Source organism: Rodentibacter sp. JRC1, assembly GCF_020521555.1.
Lineage (GTDB): Bacteria > Pseudomonadota > Gammaproteobacteria > Enterobacterales > Pasteurellaceae > Rodentibacter > Rodentibacter abscessus.
Map to the genome: position 1 here is coordinate 1402436 of NZ_BPWA01000001.1, position 18348 is coordinate 1420783.

Annotated in this window: 19 protein-coding genes; 17 read left to right on the forward strand and 2 right to left on the reverse strand. The window is 41.2% G+C overall.

The genetic code is table 11. The annotated features are described in order from the left end of the window. Positions 1 to 7: 7 nt before the first annotated feature. The 11 genes from bamA (at position 8) to HEMROJRC1_RS06550 (ending at position 11219) form a co-directional block, all read left to right on the forward strand. Positions 8 to 2401 carry an outer membrane protein assembly factor BamA gene (gene bamA, locus HEMROJRC1_RS06500; protein WP_226692165.1) on the forward strand — a complete coding sequence of 798 codons (2394 nt, stop codon included), beginning with the start codon at positions 8 to 10 and terminating at the stop codon, positions 2399 to 2401. A gap of 102 nt (positions 2402 to 2503) precedes the next feature. Further along, positions 2504 to 3115, forward strand: coding sequence for an OmpH family outer membrane protein (locus tag HEMROJRC1_RS06505; protein WP_226692166.1), 612 nt, complete (start codon positions 2504 to 2506; stop codon positions 3113 to 3115). Positions 3116 to 3127: 12 nt separating this feature from the next. Further along, a complete protein-coding gene (lpxD, locus tag HEMROJRC1_RS06510) occupies positions 3128 to 4153 on the forward strand; it encodes a UDP-3-O-(3-hydroxymyristoyl)glucosamine N-acyltransferase (RefSeq protein WP_226692167.1) in 1026 nt (341 codons plus the stop codon). A 98-nt stretch (positions 4154 to 4251) separates the two neighbouring features. Then, complete coding sequence (gene fabZ, locus HEMROJRC1_RS06515) at positions 4252 to 4698, forward strand: 3-hydroxyacyl-ACP dehydratase FabZ (protein ID WP_374707290.1); 447 nt, start codon at positions 4252 to 4254, stop codon at positions 4696 to 4698. A 15-nt stretch (positions 4699 to 4713) separates the two neighbouring features. Beyond that, positions 4714 to 5502 (forward strand): acyl-ACP--UDP-N-acetylglucosamine O-acyltransferase, encoded by a 789-nt coding sequence (gene lpxA / locus HEMROJRC1_RS06520; protein WP_226692168.1) that lies wholly within the window; start codon positions 4714 to 4716, stop codon positions 5500 to 5502. A 102-nt stretch (positions 5503 to 5604) separates the two neighbouring features. Continuing rightward, positions 5605 to 6777, forward strand: a complete 1173-nt coding sequence (gene lpxB, locus HEMROJRC1_RS06525) for a lipid-A-disaccharide synthase (protein ID WP_226692169.1) — start codon at positions 5605 to 5607, stop codon at positions 6775 to 6777. Continuing rightward, positions 6770 to 7363 carry a ribonuclease HII gene (rnhB, locus tag HEMROJRC1_RS06530; protein ID WP_226692170.1) on the forward strand — a complete coding sequence of 198 codons (594 nt, stop codon included), beginning with the start codon at positions 6770 to 6772 and terminating at the stop codon, positions 7361 to 7363. Before lpxB ends, rnhB begins: the two co-directional genes overlap by 8 nt. A 9-nt stretch (positions 7364 to 7372) precedes the next feature. Further along, entirely contained in the window at positions 7373 to 9229 is a 1857-nt protein-coding gene (locus HEMROJRC1_RS06535) for an SLC13 family permease (protein WP_226692171.1), read from the forward strand. 13 nt (positions 9230 to 9242) lie between these two features. Beyond that, positions 9243 to 9836 carry a molybdopterin adenylyltransferase gene (gene mog, locus HEMROJRC1_RS06540; RefSeq protein ID WP_226692172.1) on the forward strand — a complete coding sequence of 198 codons (594 nt, stop codon included), beginning with the start codon at positions 9243 to 9245 and terminating at the stop codon, positions 9834 to 9836. A 1-nt stretch (position 9837) separates the two neighbouring features. Then, entirely contained in the window at positions 9838 to 10176 is a 339-nt protein-coding gene (glnB, locus tag HEMROJRC1_RS06545; RefSeq protein WP_194812994.1) for a nitrogen regulatory protein P-II, read from the forward strand. Continuing rightward, positions 10176 to 11219: an AI-2E family transporter gene (locus HEMROJRC1_RS06550; protein WP_226692173.1), complete on the forward strand. Its 1044-nt coding sequence runs from the start codon at positions 10176 to 10178 to the stop codon at positions 11217 to 11219. Before glnB ends, HEMROJRC1_RS06550 begins: the two co-directional genes overlap by 1 nt. A gap of 47 nt (positions 11220 to 11266) precedes the next feature. Here HEMROJRC1_RS06550 and dsbB read toward each other — a convergent pair whose 3' ends face one another. Next, the gene (gene dsbB, locus HEMROJRC1_RS06555) at positions 11267 to 11800 is read right to left on the reverse strand and encodes a disulfide bond formation protein DsbB (protein ID WP_226692174.1); all 534 of its coding nucleotides are present in this window, start codon (positions 11798 to 11800) and stop codon (positions 11267 to 11269) included. A gap of 9 nt (positions 11801 to 11809) precedes the next feature. Next, positions 11810 to 13348: a Na(+)/H(+) antiporter NhaB gene (gene nhaB / locus HEMROJRC1_RS06560; RefSeq protein ID WP_226692175.1), complete on the reverse strand. Its 1539-nt coding sequence runs from the start codon at positions 13346 to 13348 to the stop codon at positions 11810 to 11812. A 133-nt stretch (positions 13349 to 13481) separates the two neighbouring features. Here nhaB and fadR point away from each other — a divergent pair, with 133 nt between their 5' ends. The 6 genes from fadR to ruvX all read left to right on the forward strand — a co-directional run bounded on the left by fadR (position 13482) and on the right by ruvX (position 17918). Next, positions 13482 to 14207: a fatty acid metabolism transcriptional regulator FadR gene (gene fadR / locus HEMROJRC1_RS06565; protein ID WP_226692176.1), complete on the forward strand. Its 726-nt coding sequence runs from the start codon at positions 13482 to 13484 to the stop codon at positions 14205 to 14207. A gap of 54 nt (positions 14208 to 14261) precedes the next feature. Beyond that, on the forward strand, positions 14262 to 15170 hold the full coding sequence (locus HEMROJRC1_RS06570) for an ABC transporter ATP-binding protein (protein WP_226692177.1): 909 nt from the start codon (positions 14262 to 14264) through the stop codon (positions 15168 to 15170). Position 15171: 1 nt separating this feature from the next. Next, positions 15172 to 15933 (forward strand): ABC transporter permease, encoded by a 762-nt coding sequence (locus HEMROJRC1_RS06575; protein WP_226692178.1) that lies wholly within the window; start codon positions 15172 to 15174, stop codon positions 15931 to 15933. 268 nt (positions 15934 to 16201) lie between these two features. Beyond that, positions 16202 to 16939 carry a 16S rRNA (uracil(1498)-N(3))-methyltransferase gene (rsmE, locus tag HEMROJRC1_RS06580; RefSeq protein ID WP_226692179.1) on the forward strand — a complete coding sequence of 246 codons (738 nt, stop codon included), beginning with the start codon at positions 16202 to 16204 and terminating at the stop codon, positions 16937 to 16939. Continuing rightward, entirely contained in the window at positions 16936 to 17496 is a 561-nt protein-coding gene (locus HEMROJRC1_RS06585; RefSeq protein ID WP_226692947.1) for a YqgE/AlgH family protein, read from the forward strand. The genes rsmE and HEMROJRC1_RS06585 overlap by 4 nt, the downstream gene beginning before the upstream one ends. Then, complete coding sequence (gene ruvX / locus HEMROJRC1_RS06590; protein WP_226692180.1) at positions 17496 to 17918, forward strand: Holliday junction resolvase RuvX; 423 nt, start codon at positions 17496 to 17498, stop codon at positions 17916 to 17918. The genes HEMROJRC1_RS06585 and ruvX overlap by 1 nt, the downstream gene beginning before the upstream one ends. Positions 17919 to 18348: the final 430 nt, after the last annotated feature.

Sequence of the window (18348 nt, forward strand, 5' to 3'; positions counted from 1 at the left end):
AAAGTCGATGAAAAAACTTCTAATCGCAAGTTTGTTATTCGGTACGACAACAAGCGTGTTTGCTGCGCCTTTTGTAGCAAAAGACATTCGCGTGGATGGCGTTCAAGGAGAGTTAGAGCAACAAATTCTTGCAAGTTTGCCGGTTCGCTCAGGTCAACGTGTTACGGACAATGATGTCGCTCATATTGTTCGTACGTTATTCGTAAGCGGTCGATTTGATGATGTAAAAGCTTATCAAGATGGTGATGCCTTGGTGGTCAGCGTGTTGGCAAAACCGATCATTTCAGAAGTACATATTAAAGGTAATTCTTTAATTCCTACGGAAGCATTAAAACAAAACTTAGAAGCGAACGGGTTTAAATCCGGTGATGTACTTAATCGTGCCAAGTTGGATGAATTTGTAAAAGGTGTGAAAGAACATTATAAGAGCGTAGGTCGTTATAATGCGAAAGTAGAGGCGATTGTGAATACGCTGCCGAATAATCGTGCTGAAATTACGCTTCAAATTAATGAAGATGATACGGCGAAATTAGCCTCTATCACCTTTAATGGCAATCAAGCGGTTTCAAGTAATACGCTACAAGAGCAAATGGAATTACAACCGGATGCGTGGTGGAAGCTTTGGGGTAATAAATTTGACGGTAGCCAATTTGAGAAAGATTTACAGTCTATTCAAGATTATTATCAAAATAACGGTTATGCGAAAGCACGTATCACTCACACGGATGTTCAATTAAATGATGAGCAAACTAAAGCGACGGTCGTTATTGATATTAATGAAGGTGAAAAATACGATTTAAGTAGTGCACGTATTGTGGGTAATGTCGGCGGTATGGCAAATGAATTACAACCGTTATTAAATCGTCTTCATTTAAATGACACCTTTAGTCGTGCAGATGTAATTGATGTTGAAAATGCGATTAAGGCAAAATTAGGTGAACGCGGTTACGGTAGTGCCACAGTGAGTACCACGCCGACATTTGATGAGGCGAATAAAACCATGGCGTTAACGTTTGTCGTTGATGCCGGTCGTCGCTTATCCGTTCGTCAAGTTCAGTTTGAAGGTAATACCGTTTCGGCGGATAGCACATTACGCCAAGAAATGCGTCAACAAGAAGGCTCTTGGTATAATTCCCAATTAGTTGAGTTAGGTAAAATTCGTTTGGACAGAACCGGTTTCTTTGAAACCGTAGAAAGTCGTGTTGATCCTGTTGAAGGTACAAACGATGAGGTTAATGTCGTTTATAAAGTAAGAGAGCGTAATACCGGTAGCATTAACTTTGGTGTAGGTTATGGTACGGAAAGCGGTATCAGTTACCAAGCCAGCGTAAAACAAGATAACTTCTTGGGAACAGGTGCAGCAGTGAGCTTAGCTGGTTCCCGTAACGACTACGGTACAACGATTAATTTGGGTTATACCGAACCCTACTTCACAAAAGATGGCGTGAGTTTAGGCGGAAATGTATTCTATGAAACCTATGATAACTCTGACAGTGACACCTCATCAAATTATAAACGTACAACATACGGTGGTAATGTTACTCTCGGTTTCCCTGTGAATGAGAACAATTCTTACTATGTCGGATTAGGTTATACTTACAACAAAATCAGTAACTTTGCCCGAGAGTACAATCGTGATTTATATTTACTCTCAATGAATTTAGATCCGACAAAAAATTCATTGTCGGTTAAGTCTCACGATTTTGATTTTTCATTCGGTTGGAACTATAACAGTTTAAATCGTGGTTATTTCCCAACAAAAGGGATAAAGGCTTCGATCGGCGGTCGAGTAACTATTCCGGGCTCCGACAACAAATACTATAAATTGAATGCCGATATTCAAGGTTATTATCCGCTTGATCGGGATCATCGTTGGGTGATTTCCGGTAAAGCAGGGTTAGGCTACGCAAATGGTTTCGGTGGTAAACGTTTACCGTTCTATCAAAACTATACGGCAGGCGGCATCGGGAGTTTGCGTGGCTTCGCATATGGTGCGGTAGGGCCTAACGCGATTTATTGGACAAAAGATAGAGCCGGTAATGAAGGGTATAACACCAACGGAAGTACCGATATTGTCGGTGGTAACGCAATTGCTACGGCAAGTGCCGAATTAATTGTTCCAACCCCGTTTGTGGCGGACAAAAACCAAAATTCCGTCAGAACTTCACTCTTTGTTGATGCGGCAAGTGTGTGGAATACCAAATGGAGCGCACAGGATAAAGCTGCATTCCGGAATTTACCGGATTATAGTGATCCGAGTCGCATTCGTGCTTCCGCAGGTATCGGTTTCCAATGGCAATCGCCTATCGGACCGTTGGTATTCTCTTATGCGAAACCAATCAAAAAATATGAAAATGACGATATAGAACAATTCCAATTTAGTATTGGTGGTTCTTTCTAGTCGAACTTTGTTTTAATTATCCGGTCAAAGCCGGCATCTTGCACAGCATATAATGATGTTGTGCAAGTATAACCAATAACCCAAAACAATAAGGAAATCTCAATGAAAAATGTTTTAAAAGTAACCGCACTTTCACTTGGTCTTGCCCTTGCATCCGGTTTTGCAGCAGCAGATGAAAATATCGCATTTATCAACGCTGGTTATTTATTCCAAAATCACCCGGATCGTCAAGCTATCGCTGATAAATTAGATGCTGAATTTAAACCGACTGCGGATAAATTAGCGGCAAGCAAAAAGGAAATTGATGAAAAAATTGCGGCATCACGTAAAAAAGTAGAAGCAAAAGTGGCGGCACTACAAAAGGATGCGCCTCGTTTACGTCAAGCCGAAATCCAAAAACGTGAAGCTGAAATTAACAAATTCGGCGCAGGTGAAGAAGCGGCAATTACTAAATTGATGCAAGAGCAAGACAAAAAAGTGGCAGAGTTTCAAGAGCAAAATGAGAAACGCCAGGCTGAAGCGCGTGCTCAATTGTTAGAAAGCATCCAAGCTGCGACAAACAAAATTGCAAAAGAAAAAGGTTATACCTATGTGCTTGATGCAAATTCTGTGGTATTTGCAGTGGATGGTAAAGACATTACCGAAGAAGTATTGAAATCTATTCCTGCGACAGAAAAATCCGCAGCACCTGCTAAAGCAGAAGAGAAAAAATAATAGGTTCTCATTATGCAAAAATCCTATTCTTTACAAGAATTGGCAAATCAAATCGGCGCTACCGTTCGCGGTAACGCCGATGTCGTTGTAGAAAACATTGCTCCTCTTGATAAAGCCCAAGCGAATCAACTCACGTTCATTTCTAATGCAAAATTTCGTCCGTTATTAAAAGATTCCAAAGCCGGTATTTTAGTGATATCTGAAGCCGATGTAAAATTTTGTGCGCCGGAAAGTAATTTACTGATTGTAAAAGATCCTTATGTCGCTTATGCGATTTTGGCGCAATATATGGATACAACTCCCAAAGCAGCTCATGGTATAGCACCAAGTGCGGTCATTTTTGACGGTGTTTTTTTAGGCGAAAATGTTTCAATCGGCGCAAATGCCGTGATTGAAGAAGGGGTCGTGCTCGGTGATAACGTGATTATCGGCGCAAACTGTTTTGTAGGAAAAAATACGAAAATCAGTGCCGGTACTCAACTTTGGGCAAATGTAACCGTTTATCATGACGTAGAAATCGGTTCAAACTGCTTAATTCAATCCGGTGCGGTGATTGGGAGTGATGGTTTTGGTTATGCCAATGATCATGGTCGCTGGATTAAGATTCCACAAGTGGGTCAAGTGATTATCGGTAATAATGTTGAAATAGGGGCTTGTACTTGTATTGACCGTGGTGCGTTAGATGCAACGATAATTGAAGATAACGTGATTATCGACAATCTCTGTCAAATCGCCCATAACGTGCATATCGGTACCGGTACGGCTGTTGCCGGAGGGGTGATTATGGCGGGTAGTCTAACGGTTGGTCGTTACTGCTTAATTGGCGGTGCAAGCGTTATCAATGGCCATATGGAAATCTGCGATAAAGTGACGGTAACCGGTATGGGAATGGTGATGAGACCTATCACTGAACCGGGTGTGTATTCTTCCGGCATTCCGCTACAAACGAATAAGGAATGGCGAAAAACCGCAGCACTAACCTTGGGCATTGATGGTATGAATAAGCGTTTAAAAGCACTCGAAAAGAAAATCGGCTAATTCTCTTTGAAAACGCACCGCACTTTTGTGGTGCGTTTTGTTTTTAAACGTAAATATCGTATAATTCGGCATTATTTTTATTTGTGAAAGGTATCAGCGTGTCAGAACAACAATCAAAAGTGATCGAAGCAAAAGAAATTATGACTTTATTACCACATCGTTATCCGTTTTTGTTAGTGGATCGTGTGATGGATTATAAAGAAGGTGAATGGCTAAAAGCGATTAAAAACATCAGTGTGAATGAGCCTTGTTTCACCGGTCACTTTCCCGGTGAACCTATTTTACCCGGTGTATTAATCTTAGAGGCTTTAGCGCAGTCAATGGGGATACTTGCCTTTAAAACACACGAATTAAAAGGGGGAGAATTATTCTATTTTGCCGGTGTTGATGAAGCGCGTTTTAAACGTCCCGTATTGCCGGGCGATCAAATGGAATTATATGTTCAAGTGATTAAAGAACGCCGTGGGATCACAGCGTTCACCGGTGTTGCAAGTGTAAACGGTGAAGTCGCTTGTGAAGCAAAATTAATGTGTGCTCGTCGTTAATCAGAGAGGATAAATATGATCCACCCAAGTGCAAAAATCCACCCGACGGCTATTGTTGAGGAAGGCGCCATTATCGGCGAAGAGGTTTTCATTGGGCCTTTCTGCATTGTTGAAGGTTCTGTTGAGATTAAAGCACGTACAGTGTTGAAATCACACGTTGTTGTGCGTGGAGATACCGTTATTGGCGAAGATAACGAAATTTATCAATTCGCCACTATCGGTGAAGTGAACCAAGATTTAAAATACAAGGGTGAAGCGACAAAAACCATTATTGGTAATGCCAATAGAATCCGTGAACACGTGACGATTCATCGCGGCACGATTCAAGGTGGAGATGTAACCCGCATCGGCAATAACAACCTGTTAATGATTAACGTTCATATCGCCCATGACTGTCAAATAAAAAATAACTGTATTTTGGCGAATAATGCAACGCTTGCCGGCCACGTTGAGTTGGATGATTTTGTGATTGTGGGCGGTATGTCGGCGATTCATCAATTTGTTGTTGTCGGGGCGCATGTCATGCTTGGCGGTGGTTCAATGGTAAGCCAAGATGTTCCTCCTTATGTGATGGCACAAGGCAACCATGCCCGCCCGTTCGGTGTAAACTTAGAAGGTTTAAAACGTCGCGGTTTTGATAAACCGACAATGCACGCAATCCGTAACGTATATAAAATGATTTACCGCAGCGGCAAAACCCTTGAAGAAGTGATGCCGGAAATAGAACAAATCGCAGAAACCGATTCTGCCATTAGTTTCTTTATTGATTTCTTTAAACGTTCAACCCGCGGAATCATTCGTTAAAATAGATTTCCTCTTAAATAAAGAAGAAATGGTTTATGAAAAACAATTAACAAATCAACCGCACTTTTTTCTAAAGTGCGGTTATTTTTTAGGATAAATTTAATGAACAAAGAAAATCCGACTATTGCCCTTGTTGCCGGTGAAGTATCGGGCGATATTCTTGGTGCAGGATTAATTCGTCAGCTAAAAGCATATTATCCCAACGGACGCTTTATCGGCATTGCCGGCCCCCGTATGCTCGCTGAAGGCTGTGAAACGTTAGTAGATATGGAAGAACTTTCGGTAATGGGCTTGGCTGAAATCCTGAAACATTTACCCCGTTTACTTAAAATTCGTAAAAAAGTGATTCAAACTATGTTGCAAGAAAAACCGGATGTTTATATCGGTATTGACGCACCGGATTTTAACTTGGATGTGGAATTAAAACTAAAAGCAAAGGGCATTAAAACGATTCATTACGTAAGTCCGTCCGTATGGGCATGGCGTCAAAAACGAATTCATAAAATTGCCAAAGCAACCGATCTGATCTTGGCTTTTCTACCTTTTGAAAAAGCCTTTTACGATAAATTTAACGTGCCTTGCCGTTTTATCGGACATACTATGGCGGATGCAATTCCGCTCAAACCTAATCGCTTAGAGGCTTGCCGATTCCTTAATATTGATCCGATGCAACGGTACTTGGCGATTCTTGTGGGAAGTCGTGGGTCAGAAGTGGAATTTTTAACAGAGCCTTTCCTAAAAACGGCACGATTGTTAAAAGCGCAATTTCCCGAACTGCAATTTCTTGTGCCCCTCGTGAATGAAAAACGTCGTCAGCAATTTGAGGCAATCAAAGCACGTGTCGCCCCTGATTTAGATATGCATCTGATTGATGGTCAAGCTCGTCAGGTCTTGATTGCAGCAGACGCTACTTTGTTGGCTTCCGGCACCGCCGCTTTGGAAGCAATGCTTTGCAAATCGCCAATGGTTGTAGGCTATAAAATGAAACCGCTCACGTATTTTTTAGCCAAACGTTTGGTGAAAACGCCGTATATTTCCCTGCCGAATTTATTGGCGAATGAAATGCTCGTGCCGGAAATGATTCAAGAAGAATGCGGGCCGGAACAGTTGGCGGAAAAACTCGCCGTGTATTTTTCAACTGAAGAAAGTGCGGTCAAAAATCGTCATATTTTAATTCAGCGTTTTACTGATTTACACCGACAAATTCAATGTGATGCCGACAAACAAGCAGCACAGGCCGTCATTGATTTATTGGAAGGAGTGGAAAATGTTTGAATATCCGCAAGGTTATGCGTTGATAGCCGGTGTTGATGAAGTGGGGCGTGGCCCTTTAGTGGGGGCGGTGGTTACCGCAGCGGTAATTTTAGATCCGAATAAGCCGATTGAAGGTTTGGCGGATTCTAAAAAATTGACGGAAAAGAAACGCATTGCGTTAGCAGAAGAAATCAAAGAAAAAGCGCTCGCATGGGCGTTGGGCCGTGCCGAAGCAGAAGAAATCGATGAAATTAATATTTTACAGGCTTCTTTATTAGCAATGACACGCGCGGTAAAATCCTTGAAAATTCAACCGCACTTTGTCTTGATAGATGGGAATAAAATTCCTAAAGATCTTGATATTCCGGCACAATCTGTCGTGAAAGGCGATAGTTTGGTGGCTGAAATCAGTGCCGCTTCTATTTTGGCAAAAGTGGCGCGTGATCAAGAAATGGCAGAATTGGATTGCCAATATCCGGATTATGCTTTTGCGCAACATAAAGGCTATCCCACTAAATTGCATTTGGAAAAATTAGCGGAACTTGGGGCATTACCACAACATCGCCGTAGTTTTGCCCCGGTTAAAAAAGTATTGGAAAATCGTTAGGAGACACTGATGAATACTATCTTCACCAATGCGCTTTGGGTAAGTCCGTTATTTTGGACACTTGCTTTACTCGCAGTTGCCGTATTGCTTTTTGTACGCAATAAAGTGCGAATGGATGCCGTAGCACTTTTGGTGATGTTGGCATTTTATTTAAGCGGTATTTTAACAACGGGTGAGATTTTTGCCGGATTTAGTGATCCGAATATTATCTTAATCGCTTTACTTTTTATTGTGGGTGAGGGATTGGTACGTACCGGCATTGCTTATCAAGTCAGTGATGGGATTTTAAAACTTGCAGGAAACAGTGAAACCAAAGTATTGGTTTTACTGATGTTGGCGGTTGCCGGATTAGGCGCTTTTATGAGTTCTACCGGTGTAGTGGCGATTTTTATCCCTGTCGTCTTGATGATTTGTCGTCAAATGAATCTTTCGCCTAAACGCTTAATGATGCCGCTTAGTGTCGCCGGATTGATTAGCGGAATGATGACCTTGATTGCTACTGCCCCCAATTTGGTAGTGAATGCGGAATTAATTAAAGATACGGGCTCACGTTTACGATTTTTTGATTTCACACCGATTGGTTTGGTGGTCTTATTACTCGGCATCGGTTATATGCTACTTATACGTCGTTGGCTTGGTTCAAATATCGACACGGAACAGCAAAACAACAATCAACGTTCTATGGCGGAGCTGATTGACGAATACGGTTTACGTGATCGTACTAAACGTTTTGTCGTGCGTACCGGTTCCCCTTTTATCGGCAAAAGTTTAAATGAACTGAATCTACGTTCCAATTATGGTTTGAATGTGCTGGCGATTGAGCGTTGGAAACGTTTTCGCCCCGTTTATACTATGCCGCTGAGTAGTTCCGAAATTCATGAAAAAGATATTTTGATGATCGATATTGGTCAGCAACATTTTGATTTAGCGGAATTTTGTCAAAATCATAATTTAGAGCCGGCGGAAATTAAACCTCAATCCTTTAATGAACAAGCAAAATCTATCGGTATGGCGGAATTGACCTTAGTGCCCGGCTCAAGCATTATCGATAAAACTACGGCTGAAGTGGAATTTCGCTCAAGATATGGTTTAAACGTGGTGGGGATTAAGCGTGACGGCGAATTGATTTCCGATAGCTTCACCGGTACGCCTTATAAACTTGGCGATCTCATTTTAGTGATTGGGGATTGGAAATTTATTCAACAAATGCGTAGTCGTACGAATGATTTTGTGGTGTTGAGTTATCCGAAAGAAATGGATCGTGTTGCGCCCGCTCAAAGTCAAGCGCCGCAGGCGTTGGTTTCTGTGTTGGTGATGGTGGCATTAATGGTGTCGGGTATTGTACCTAATGTTATCGCGGCTTTGATCGGTTGTTTAATGCTCGGCTATTTCCGTTGTGTGGATGCAAAAAGTGCTTATGATTCGATTCATTGGCCAAGTTTGATTTTAATTATCGGTATGATGCCGTTTGCCACCGCATTGCAGAAAACAGGAGGGATTAATCTTGCGGTAGAAGCAATGTTAGGTTTGGTCGGTAATTGGGAAATGCATTTGGTGCTTATGATGTTATTTATCTTTTGTGCCGTGGTGGGGCTGTTTATTTCCAATACCGCAACAGCGATCTTAGTTGCGCCTATTGCCATTTCATTAGCACAACAGCTCAATGTTTCACCGATCCCGTTTGCAATGATTGTTGCCATTGCGGCTTCCGCAGCCTTTATGACGCCTGTTTCATCACCGGTGAATACGATGGTGTTAGGCCCCGGTGGTTATAAATTTAGTGATTTCTTGAAAATAGGCGTACCTTTCACTTTGCTCGTGATGTTAGTAAGCGTATTTCTCATTCCACTTTTATTTCCATTCTAAAACAAGGAAAAATATGACCGCACTTTTAAAAATTGGTTTAGTTTCTATTTCGGATCGCGCCGCAACGGGCGTGTATCAAGATCAAGGTATTCCTGAATTACAGGCTTGGTTAACACAAGCGTTAATTGACCCTTTTAAGGTTGAAGCCAGATTGATTCCCGATGAACAATCAATTATCGAACAAACGCTCAAAGAATTAGTCGATCAGCAAGGTTGTCATCTCGTTCTCACCACAGGCGGCACAGGGCCTGCAAAACGGGACGTGACACCGGATGCAACCCTTGCTGTCGCTGATCGTGAGATGCCCGGTTTCGGAGAACAAATGCGTCAAATCAGTCTGCATTTTGTTCCAACGGCGATTTTATCCCGTCAAGTCGGTGTTATCCGAAAGGAAAGTTTGATTCTGAATTTACCGGGGCAACCTAAAGCGATCAAAGAAACCTTAGAAGGGGTAAAAGATAAATCGGGCAATGTGCTGATGAAAGGGATCTTTAGTGCCGTTCCTTATTGCTTACAATTGATTAACGGTTTGTATATCGATACTCACCCCGAAATTATTGAAAGTTTTCGCCCGAAATCGGCGAGACGTGAACATACGGAGAAATAATATGAAAAAAATCGAAGCGATGATTAAACCTTTTAAATTGGATGATGTACGGGAAAATCTTTCTGATATCGGCATTAGCGGTATGACGGTTACCGAAGTGCGGGGTTTTGGTCGCCAAAAGGGGCATACGGAACTGTATCGCGGTGCCGAGTATATGGTGGATTTTTTGCCAAAAGTGAAAATGGAAATTGTCGTGCCGGATGAGTTGTTGGAACAATGTATTGAAACTATCGTAGAAACCTGTCAAACCGGTAAAATCGGCGATGGCAAAATTTTTGTCTATGATGTTGAGCGTGCGATTCGTATTCGTACGGGTGAAGAAAACGAGGAAGCCGTTTAGTGAAAAACAGTCTAAATTTACACCGCACTTTAATGAGTATGGCGGCATTGGTGATTATCCTCGCCGGTATAAAATTGGCGGCGGAGATTGTTGTGCCGTTTTTACTTGCGCTTTTCATTGCGATTATTTGTTCACCGATAATCAAATCAATGACGACACGCCGTGTGCCTCATTGGCTTGCGATGGTACTGTTGTTTGTTTTGATAACCCTCATTTTTTTCTTTTTAGTCGGGTTAATTAATAGCAGCGTGCGTGAATTCACACAATCTATTCCGCAATATAAAACCTTGCTTTCCGAACGGATAAATGATGTGATGGCATTGGCGCAACGCTTCAATTTGCCTATTCATTTCTCACGTGAGACGATTCAAGATCATTTTGATCCCAGTATCATTATGAATTTTGTAAGTCGTTTATTACTTAATTTTTCCGGTGTGGTGAGCAATGTGTTTGTCTTGGTGCTTGTGGTGATTTTTATGCTTGCCGAAGCGCCAACGATGAAACATAAATTCGCCGTAGTGATGAGTGCTGATTCCAAAAACGTTGTTAAGGAAGAACATCATATTGATCGTATTTTACAGGGTGTTATCGGTTATCTTGGAATTAAAACCATCACCAGTTTGCTCACGGGAATTTGCGTTTTTATTTTGCTTGAAATTTGCGGTGTGCAATATGCGATTTTGTGGGCGACTTTGAGTTTTTTGCTCAATTACATACCGAATATCGGTTCCGTTATTGCCGCTATTCCGATTATTGTTCAGGCTTTGTTATTGAACGGTTTTGGTATCGGTTTCGGCGTTGCGCTCGGGGTCATTGCCGTTAATATGATCATCGGTAATATCCTTGAGCCGAAAATGATGGGGAAACGATTAGGGCTTTCTACGCTGGTGGTTTTTCTTTCCCTCTTATTTTGGGGCTGGCTACTCGGTACGGTTGGAATGCTCCTTTCCGTTCCGCTGACAATGGCATTAAAAATCGCTTTAGAATCCGATCCAAGCACGATTAAATATGCCGCATTATTGGGAGATGTGGAGAGTAAGTGATTTTTCCTTAAAATAAAGTGCGGTCAATTTTGACCGCACTTTCTCTTTTAGCTAAATAATCTTCTCCGATTTCTGTTTTTTTTCAGCTGAGCAATGAGTATCACTCCTAACACAATCACATATACGGCGAAAATAAACACTAACCACTGCACCATTGTAATTCCGAATAGTGACCATTGGCTATTATCACAACTACCTGTCGGATTAAAGAGGCTTGGTAGCCATTTATGGAAAGGTAAGGTTTCAGGAAAGTCGGGAAGAAATTCACATTGTTTCAAAGGCGAAGGGTTCATTTGTAAATCAAGATGTCGGATGGAAATCATCAACCCTTTTATGCCACTAAATAAGCCTAAAGCAATGGCGATCAAGCGAACTACAAGTACACGAGGAGCAAGAAAGCCGATAATGCCCGCAATAAATAAACCGACTATCGCCAAACGTTCATACACACAAAGCACACAAGGTTTTAACCCCATTCCGTATTGAAAGTAAAGTGCGGTCAATTCCAGCAATAAACTTGAAGTAACAAGTAATAACCAGGCTGAACGTTTTTCTGAGAATCGTTTCAATAATGCGAGCATTTTCTCTCCTTAAATCGGCATAATTAAGCCTAAATTTGCAAGCCAAATCGTAGCGGCGGGTAGAATGTATTCAATAGCGAATAAGCCCACCAAGGATAACACGATAGTGTAAGGTAGCGCCATATAAACCATTCTACCATAAGAAAGGCGAATTAATGGTGCAAGGGAAGAGGTGAGTAAAAATAAGAATGCGGCTTGACCATTCGGTGTTGCAACAGACGGTAGGTTCGTACCTGTATTAATTGCCACCGAAAGCAATTCAAATTGATGTGGCGCAATGACACCGTTTGTAAGGGCTGCTTTAGCTTCATTAATATAAACCGTCGCTACGAACACATTGTCCGAAATAGCGGAGAGCAAACCGTTAAATATATAGAATAAAACAAGCTGGGTGCTTTCCGTTACGGATAAAACGTAATGAATGATTGGAGAAAATAATTTTTGATCGATAATCACCGCAACGACAGTAAAAAAGACAACAAGTAATGCGGTAAATGGCAGAGATTCTTGGAAAGCACGACCAATTGCATGCTCATCTGTGATTCCCGAAAATGCCGTTGCGAGAATGATAACGCTTAAACCGATTAAACCAACTGCGGCTAAGTGAAATGCTAAAGCGAAAACCAACCAGACGGCGATTAATGCTTGTACACCTAATTTAAGTTTGTCCTGTTTAGACATTTTTTGGGAATTGCTACGATCTAGGGAAGCTAAGGTGTACCATACTCTTTGTGGTAATTTTTCTCCGTAGCCGAAAAGTTTAAATTTCTCTACAAGATAGCAGGTTATCAATCCGCAAAGAAACACAGGGAGCGTAACCGGAGCCATACGGAAGAAGAATTCAATAAAATCCCATTTTGCTTGTTCTGCAATAATTAAGTTTTGGGGTTCTCCCACCATGGTCATTACTCCGCCTAATGCTGTTCCCACACCGGCATGCATCATTAGACTACGTAAGAAAGCACGAAATTTTTCTAAAGTTTCACGATTTTTAACTTTTTCATCATCTGAAATATCGACCGCATCTTGCAATGTTTTACCTGAAGCGGCTTTATGGTAAACACCGTAAAAACCCATCGCCACGCTAATGATGACCGCGACAACAGTAAGTGCATCCAGAAAAGCGGATAGAAATGCGGCACTAAAACAGAATGATAAGGAAAGTGTGATTTTAGAACGGATGTTAACCAACAATTTTGTGAATACAAACAGCAGTAATTGTTTCATAAAGAAAATTCCTGCCACCATAAACATTAAAAGCAAAATAACTTCAAAATTCGCCATAATTTCTGCTTTTACATGGGTTGGATTTGTCATACCGATGACAATGGCTTCAATAGCAAGTAAGCCTCCGGGCTGTAACGGATAGCATTTTAATGCCATCGCAAGCGTGAAAATAAACTCCGCAACCAAAACCCAGCCGGCAAGAAAAGGACTGATAAAAAAGAAAATAATGGGATTAATAATGAGAAAAATGATAATGGCACTTTTGTACCAATTCGGACTTGAGCCAAGAAAATTTTTCATAAAGGCTTGTGTATAAGTCATAATTACTCCTGCTTTTTTGTGGTGCTCTCATTGTAATATAGAGTGCTTTAAAGGATAATAGCAGAGATAAGAATTTGACAATATAAATCACATTTTTTTGATCTCGTTAGGTCTTTTCTAACGCACATTTATTATGAATATAGAAAGTACGCTTTTAAAAGCACAGAGTCCGGCCGCACTTGCTGAGGAATATATTGTAAAAAGCATCTGGAATGATGTTTTTCCTATCGGTTCAAATTTACCTTCAGAACGTGATCTTGCGGATAAAATCGGGGTAACCCGTACCACTTTACGCGAAGTGTTACAGCGCTTGGCACGTGATGGTTGGCTTACCATTCAACATGGAAAGCCCACAAAAGTGAATAATATTTGGGATACGGCAAATCCAAGCATCATTGAAACGCTGATTACGTTAGATCAACGTTCGGCCCCCTTGATTATCGATAATATGTTGTCGTTACGCAGTAAAATGTCTGAATCCTATATTTACGAAGCGGTTAAAAATTCACCGCAACAATCGGCAGAGTTATTTGATGAATTAAAAACATTAAAAAACACGGCGGAAGATTATACGGAATTTGATTATCGTGTTTTTCGTCAATTTACCGTGGTTGCCAATAAACCCTTTTATCGTCTTATTTTTAATAGTTTAAAAGGCGTTTATCGAAAAATCGGTTTACTGTTTTTTAGCGATGAGAAACATCGCGATGTAACCAAGAAATTTTATTTGGAAATGCAACAAATTTGTCAAGAAGGCAATGCAGAGGCGGTAGTAGATTGTATTCGTAAACATAATTCGCATTCAGCGACTTATTGGCGCGCCATTTTAGAGGGGTTACCGAAAAGTTTTTCGGGTTAGTTTTTATTGTAATCGCTCTCGAGAATGTTCTTTTAATCAATGAGATCCTCCCCTATGTACGCTTTAGAAATTAGTAACCTTACCAAAACTTATTCTACCGGTGTTCAGGCGATAAAGGGCATAAATCTTAGCGTTGAACAAGGTGATTTTTACGCATTGCTTGGACATAACGGCGCAGGAAAATCGACCACGATTGGGATCATCAGCTCACTTGTTAATAAAACCGGCGGTGAAGTGAAAGTATTCGGTTATGATTTAGATACACAAAAGATGCTGGTTAAACAACAAATCGGGCTTGTGCCTCAAGAGTTTAACTTCAACCAATTTGAAAAAGTGATAGATATACTTATTCAGCAAGCCGGTTTCTACGGCATTCCATTGAAAGAAGCGCGGTATCAAGCGGAAACTTGGTTGGAAAAACTCAGCTTACGGGAAAAGCGTACACACCTCATTCGTGAATTATCCGGCGGAATGAAACGTCGAGTGATGATTGCCCGTGCATTAATGCATAATCCCAAATTACTTATTTTAGATGAGCCGACCGCCGGTGTTGATATTGAACTTCGCCGTTCGCTTTGGGACTTTTTGCGTGAGTTAAATAAGCAGGGAACAACGATTATTCTTACCACCCATTATCTGGAAGAAGCAGAAAATCTTTGCCGCAATATCGGGATTATTCAGCAAGGTAGATTGATTGAAAATACCTCAATGAAATCACTTTTGGCAAAATTGGAAACGGAAGTCTTTGTGCTTGATTTACAAAATGTAAAGCAAAATTCATCGCTTGTGATCGAGAATTATCCTTATCAATGGCTTGATGAAAATACACTTGAGGTTGAAGTGCAGCGCTCGCAAGGATTAACCAATTTATTTGCTCAACTGACATCTCAAAATGTAGAAGTGCTAAGTATGCGCAATAAATCGAATCGTTTAGAAGAACTTTTCCTGAAAATGGCTAATTAGTATGAATGTAATCGGATTTTTTACCCTCGCAATGAGAGAATCCAAACGTGTTATTCGCATTTGGAAACAAACCCTTGTGCCGCCGGTGATTACTACGACACTTTACTTCCTTATTTTCGGGCAATTAATCGGCGGGCGTATCGGTGATATGCAGGGCGTGAGCTATATGCAATTTATTGCCCCGGGGCTTGTGATGATGACGGCGATTACCGCATCCTATGTAAATACGGCATCATCTTTCTTCTTAGGTAAATTTAACAAAACCTATGAAGAATTGCTTGTCTCGCCGCTCTCCTCTCATAATATCATTTGGGGCTATGTTATCGGAAGTATGGTGCGTGGCGTGTTGGCGGGGCTCTTGGTGATGATGGTTGCATTGTTATTTATCACCTTTAATATTCATTCTTGGATAATGATTTTTGCTACCTTGTTACTTACCACCATCAGTTTTGCTCTCGGTGGCTTGATCAACGCTATTTTTGCTAAAACCTTTGATGATGTGGGTGTGATTCCAACCTTTGTTTTAACACCGCTTACCTATTTAGGCGGTGTATTTTATTCCATCTCACTTTTACCCGACTTTTGGCAGGTAGTTTCGAAGTTTAATCCGATTGTCTATATGATTAACGGGTTTCGTTATGGTTTTTTAGGCATTAGCGATATGCCTGTTTTTTATACATTCTTAGTTTTAGGCTTACTTGTGGTCGTATTATATTGCCTTGCCTACTCATTGATCGAGAAAGGTGTCGGGCTGCGTTCTTAACTTGGAAGGGTATAACTAAGACTTTTTTATGTGGTCGCAAAGTACGGTATTATGTATCAGTTGCACAAATCACCGTAGGGTGCCGTTAGGCGAAGCCGTAACGCACCAATAGAGGGTTTAATGATGAAATGGTGCGTTACGCAAAGCTTAACGCACCCTACACTCGATAAATATCGGATATAAAATTCTCTTTGTGTAAATGCTACATAATAATGCAAAAGTAAGTAAAAACCGACCGCACTTTTTATCAATATACATAAACAACATTATGCGTATACCTCGAATTTATCACCCCGAATCTCTTGAAACTCAAACTCAATGTCAACTTTCCGATGATGCGGCAAATCACGTTGGGCGTGTGTTGCGAATGACGGAAGGCGAACAAATCGAATTGTTTGACGGTAGTAATCACATTTATTCCGCCCGCATTATTGAGGCGGGTAAAAAAGCGGTGAAAGTTGAAATTCTAAGTCGTGAGTTTGCAGATAAAGAATCAAACCTTAAAATTCATTTGGGGCAAGTGATTTCCCGTGGTGATCGTATGGAATTTACCATTCAAAAATCCGTGGAGCTGGGCGTGACTGTCATCACCCCGCTTTGGTCGGAACGCTGTGGAGTAAAATTGGATGGTGAACGTATGGATAAGAAAATTCAACAATGGCAAAAAATTGCGATAGCCGCCTGTGAACAATGCGGACGTAACATCGTACCGGAAATTCGTCCTTTGATGAAATTACAAGACTGGTGTGCGGAAAATGATGGCGCATTGAAATTGAATTTGCACCCGCGCGCCCAATATTCCATCAAAACACTGCCGAATATTCCGACAGAAGGGGTACGTTTATTGATTGGTTCTGAAGGCGGTTTGTCACCTCAAGAGATTGCACAAACGGAACAGCAAGGATTTACTGAAATTTTATTAGGAAAGCGTGTATTGCGTACGGAAACGGCCTCACTGGCTGCCATCACCGCATTACAAATTTGTTTTGGAGATTTAGGCGAATAATGGATTTACAAGGACAATTTTTAATTGCAATGCCACATTTAGAGGATTATTTCCAGCGTACCGTGGTATTTGTATGTGAGCATAACGAACAAGGTTCTATGGGCTTAGTGATTAATCAACCGACCGATTTAAGCATTGCAGAACTTTATTCTAAACTCAATTTTATGATGAAAAATGACCGCACTTTTGATGATGCGATGGTTGTTGCCGGAGGCCCTGTTCATACCGAACGGGGGTTTATCGTGCATAGAAAGACAGCAAACGATTTTCAGCATAGTTACAAAATAACGGATGATCTTTCCCTTACCACATCCGCTGATGTGGTGGATACCTTCGGTTCTTTACAGGCTCCGGAAAAATACTTGGTGGCATTGGGCTGTGCTAGCTGGTCGGCGGGGCAATTGGAACAAGAAATTACGGATAATGCGTGGTTGGTTGTTCCCTCTGATGAAAGAATTTTATTTGATACGCCTTATGAAGAACGTTATTTCGCGGCAAATCAACTGTTAGGCATCCATCCGCATAATTTTGCGGCAGCGCAAGTGGGGCGTGCTTAATGAGTTTTACCGCACTTGCCTTTGATTTTGGTATGAAAAGTATTGGTTGTGCCGTAGGACAAAGCATTACCGGTACGGCACAAGCTTTACCCGCTTTTAAAGCGCAAGATGGTATACCGAATTGGGATGCCATTGAAAAATGCTTAAAAGAATGGAAACCTGAGGTTGTGGTGGTGGGGCTACCCTTGAATATGGATGGTACGGAACAAGATCTTACATTGCGCGCACGAAAATTTGCAAATCGTTTAAACGGACGCTTTGGTGTCAGAGTCGAATTACAAGATGAACGTTTAACGACAACGGAAGCACGCAGTGAAATCTTTGAACGCGGCGGTTTTCGAGCTTTGAAAAAAGGCAAAGTCGATGGTATTTCAGCGTGCTTAATTTTAGAAAGCTGGTTTGAGCGTTGTGGTTCGCAGTGAGCGAGATGTGCGGTCAAAAATTTAATTATTTTCAGCGTTATGTAGCAGTTGTATAAAATATTGTAGGGGCGGGTCCTGTGCCCGCCCGTGCGATATTTTGTATTCCAAACGTATTGATATTGCAAAAAATTTGATTTTAAAAATCCAAATCATTGAATTTTTCTATACGGGCGGGCACAGGACCCGCCCCTACTAACGCAATCAAATTCTTTTTGTGCGTTTGCTACATCATAGCAAAAAGTTTAATTATTTCGGTATTATGCATCAGTTGCACAAAACAGAGTAGGGTGCGTTAGCCAAAGGCGTAACGCACCGTTAAACCCAAGTTTGGTGCGTTACGGCAAGCCTAACGCACCCTACATTTGAATTAAAAACAGCCTTTTGTGCAACTGCTACATAATACCGTCTTTTTCAAAAAAAAGTCAAAAGA

What these genes read in the sequence shown, in the direction of transcription:
- HEMROJRC1_RS06575 (WP_226692178.1), top strand. Translation starts at nt 15,172, where the DNA reads ATGAATGTAATCGGATTTTTTACCCTCGCAATGAGAGAATCCAAACGT.
- fadR (WP_226692176.1), top strand. Translation starts at nt 13,482, where the DNA reads ATGAATATAGAAAGTACGCTTTTAAAAGCACAGAGTCCGGCCGCACTT.
- mog (WP_226692172.1), top strand. Translation starts at nt 9,243, where the DNA reads ATGACCGCACTTTTAAAAATTGGTTTAGTTTCTATTTCGGATCGCGCC.
- rnhB (WP_226692170.1), top strand. Translation starts at nt 6,770, where the DNA reads ATGTTTGAATATCCGCAAGGTTATGCGTTGATAGCCGGTGTTGATGAA.
- rsmE (WP_226692179.1), top strand. Translation starts at nt 16,202, where the DNA reads ATGCGTATACCTCGAATTTATCACCCCGAATCTCTTGAAACTCAAACT.
- dsbB (WP_226692174.1), bottom strand. Translation starts at nt 11,800, where the DNA reads ATGCTCGCATTATTGAAACGATTCTCAGAAAAACGTTCAGCCTGGTTA.
- lpxA (WP_226692168.1), top strand. Translation starts at nt 4,714, where the DNA reads ATGATCCACCCAAGTGCAAAAATCCACCCGACGGCTATTGTTGAGGAA.
- nhaB (WP_226692175.1), bottom strand. Translation starts at nt 13,348, where the DNA reads ATGACTTATACACAAGCCTTTATGAAAAATTTTCTTGGCTCAAGTCCG.
- lpxD (WP_226692167.1), top strand. Translation starts at nt 3,128, where the DNA reads ATGCAAAAATCCTATTCTTTACAAGAATTGGCAAATCAAATCGGCGCT.
- HEMROJRC1_RS06570 (WP_226692177.1), top strand. Translation starts at nt 14,262, where the DNA reads ATGTACGCTTTAGAAATTAGTAACCTTACCAAAACTTATTCTACCGGT.
- glnB (WP_194812994.1), top strand. Translation starts at nt 9,838, where the DNA reads ATGAAAAAAATCGAAGCGATGATTAAACCTTTTAAATTGGATGATGTA.
- ruvX (WP_226692180.1), top strand. Translation starts at nt 17,496, where the DNA reads ATGAGTTTTACCGCACTTGCCTTTGATTTTGGTATGAAAAGTATTGGT.
- HEMROJRC1_RS06505 (WP_226692166.1), top strand. Translation starts at nt 2,504, where the DNA reads ATGAAAAATGTTTTAAAAGTAACCGCACTTTCACTTGGTCTTGCCCTT.
- lpxB (WP_226692169.1), top strand. Translation starts at nt 5,605, where the DNA reads ATGAACAAAGAAAATCCGACTATTGCCCTTGTTGCCGGTGAAGTATCG.
- HEMROJRC1_RS06535 (WP_226692171.1), top strand. Translation starts at nt 7,373, where the DNA reads ATGAATACTATCTTCACCAATGCGCTTTGGGTAAGTCCGTTATTTTGG.
- bamA (WP_226692165.1), top strand. Translation starts at nt 8, where the DNA reads ATGAAAAAACTTCTAATCGCAAGTTTGTTATTCGGTACGACAACAAGC.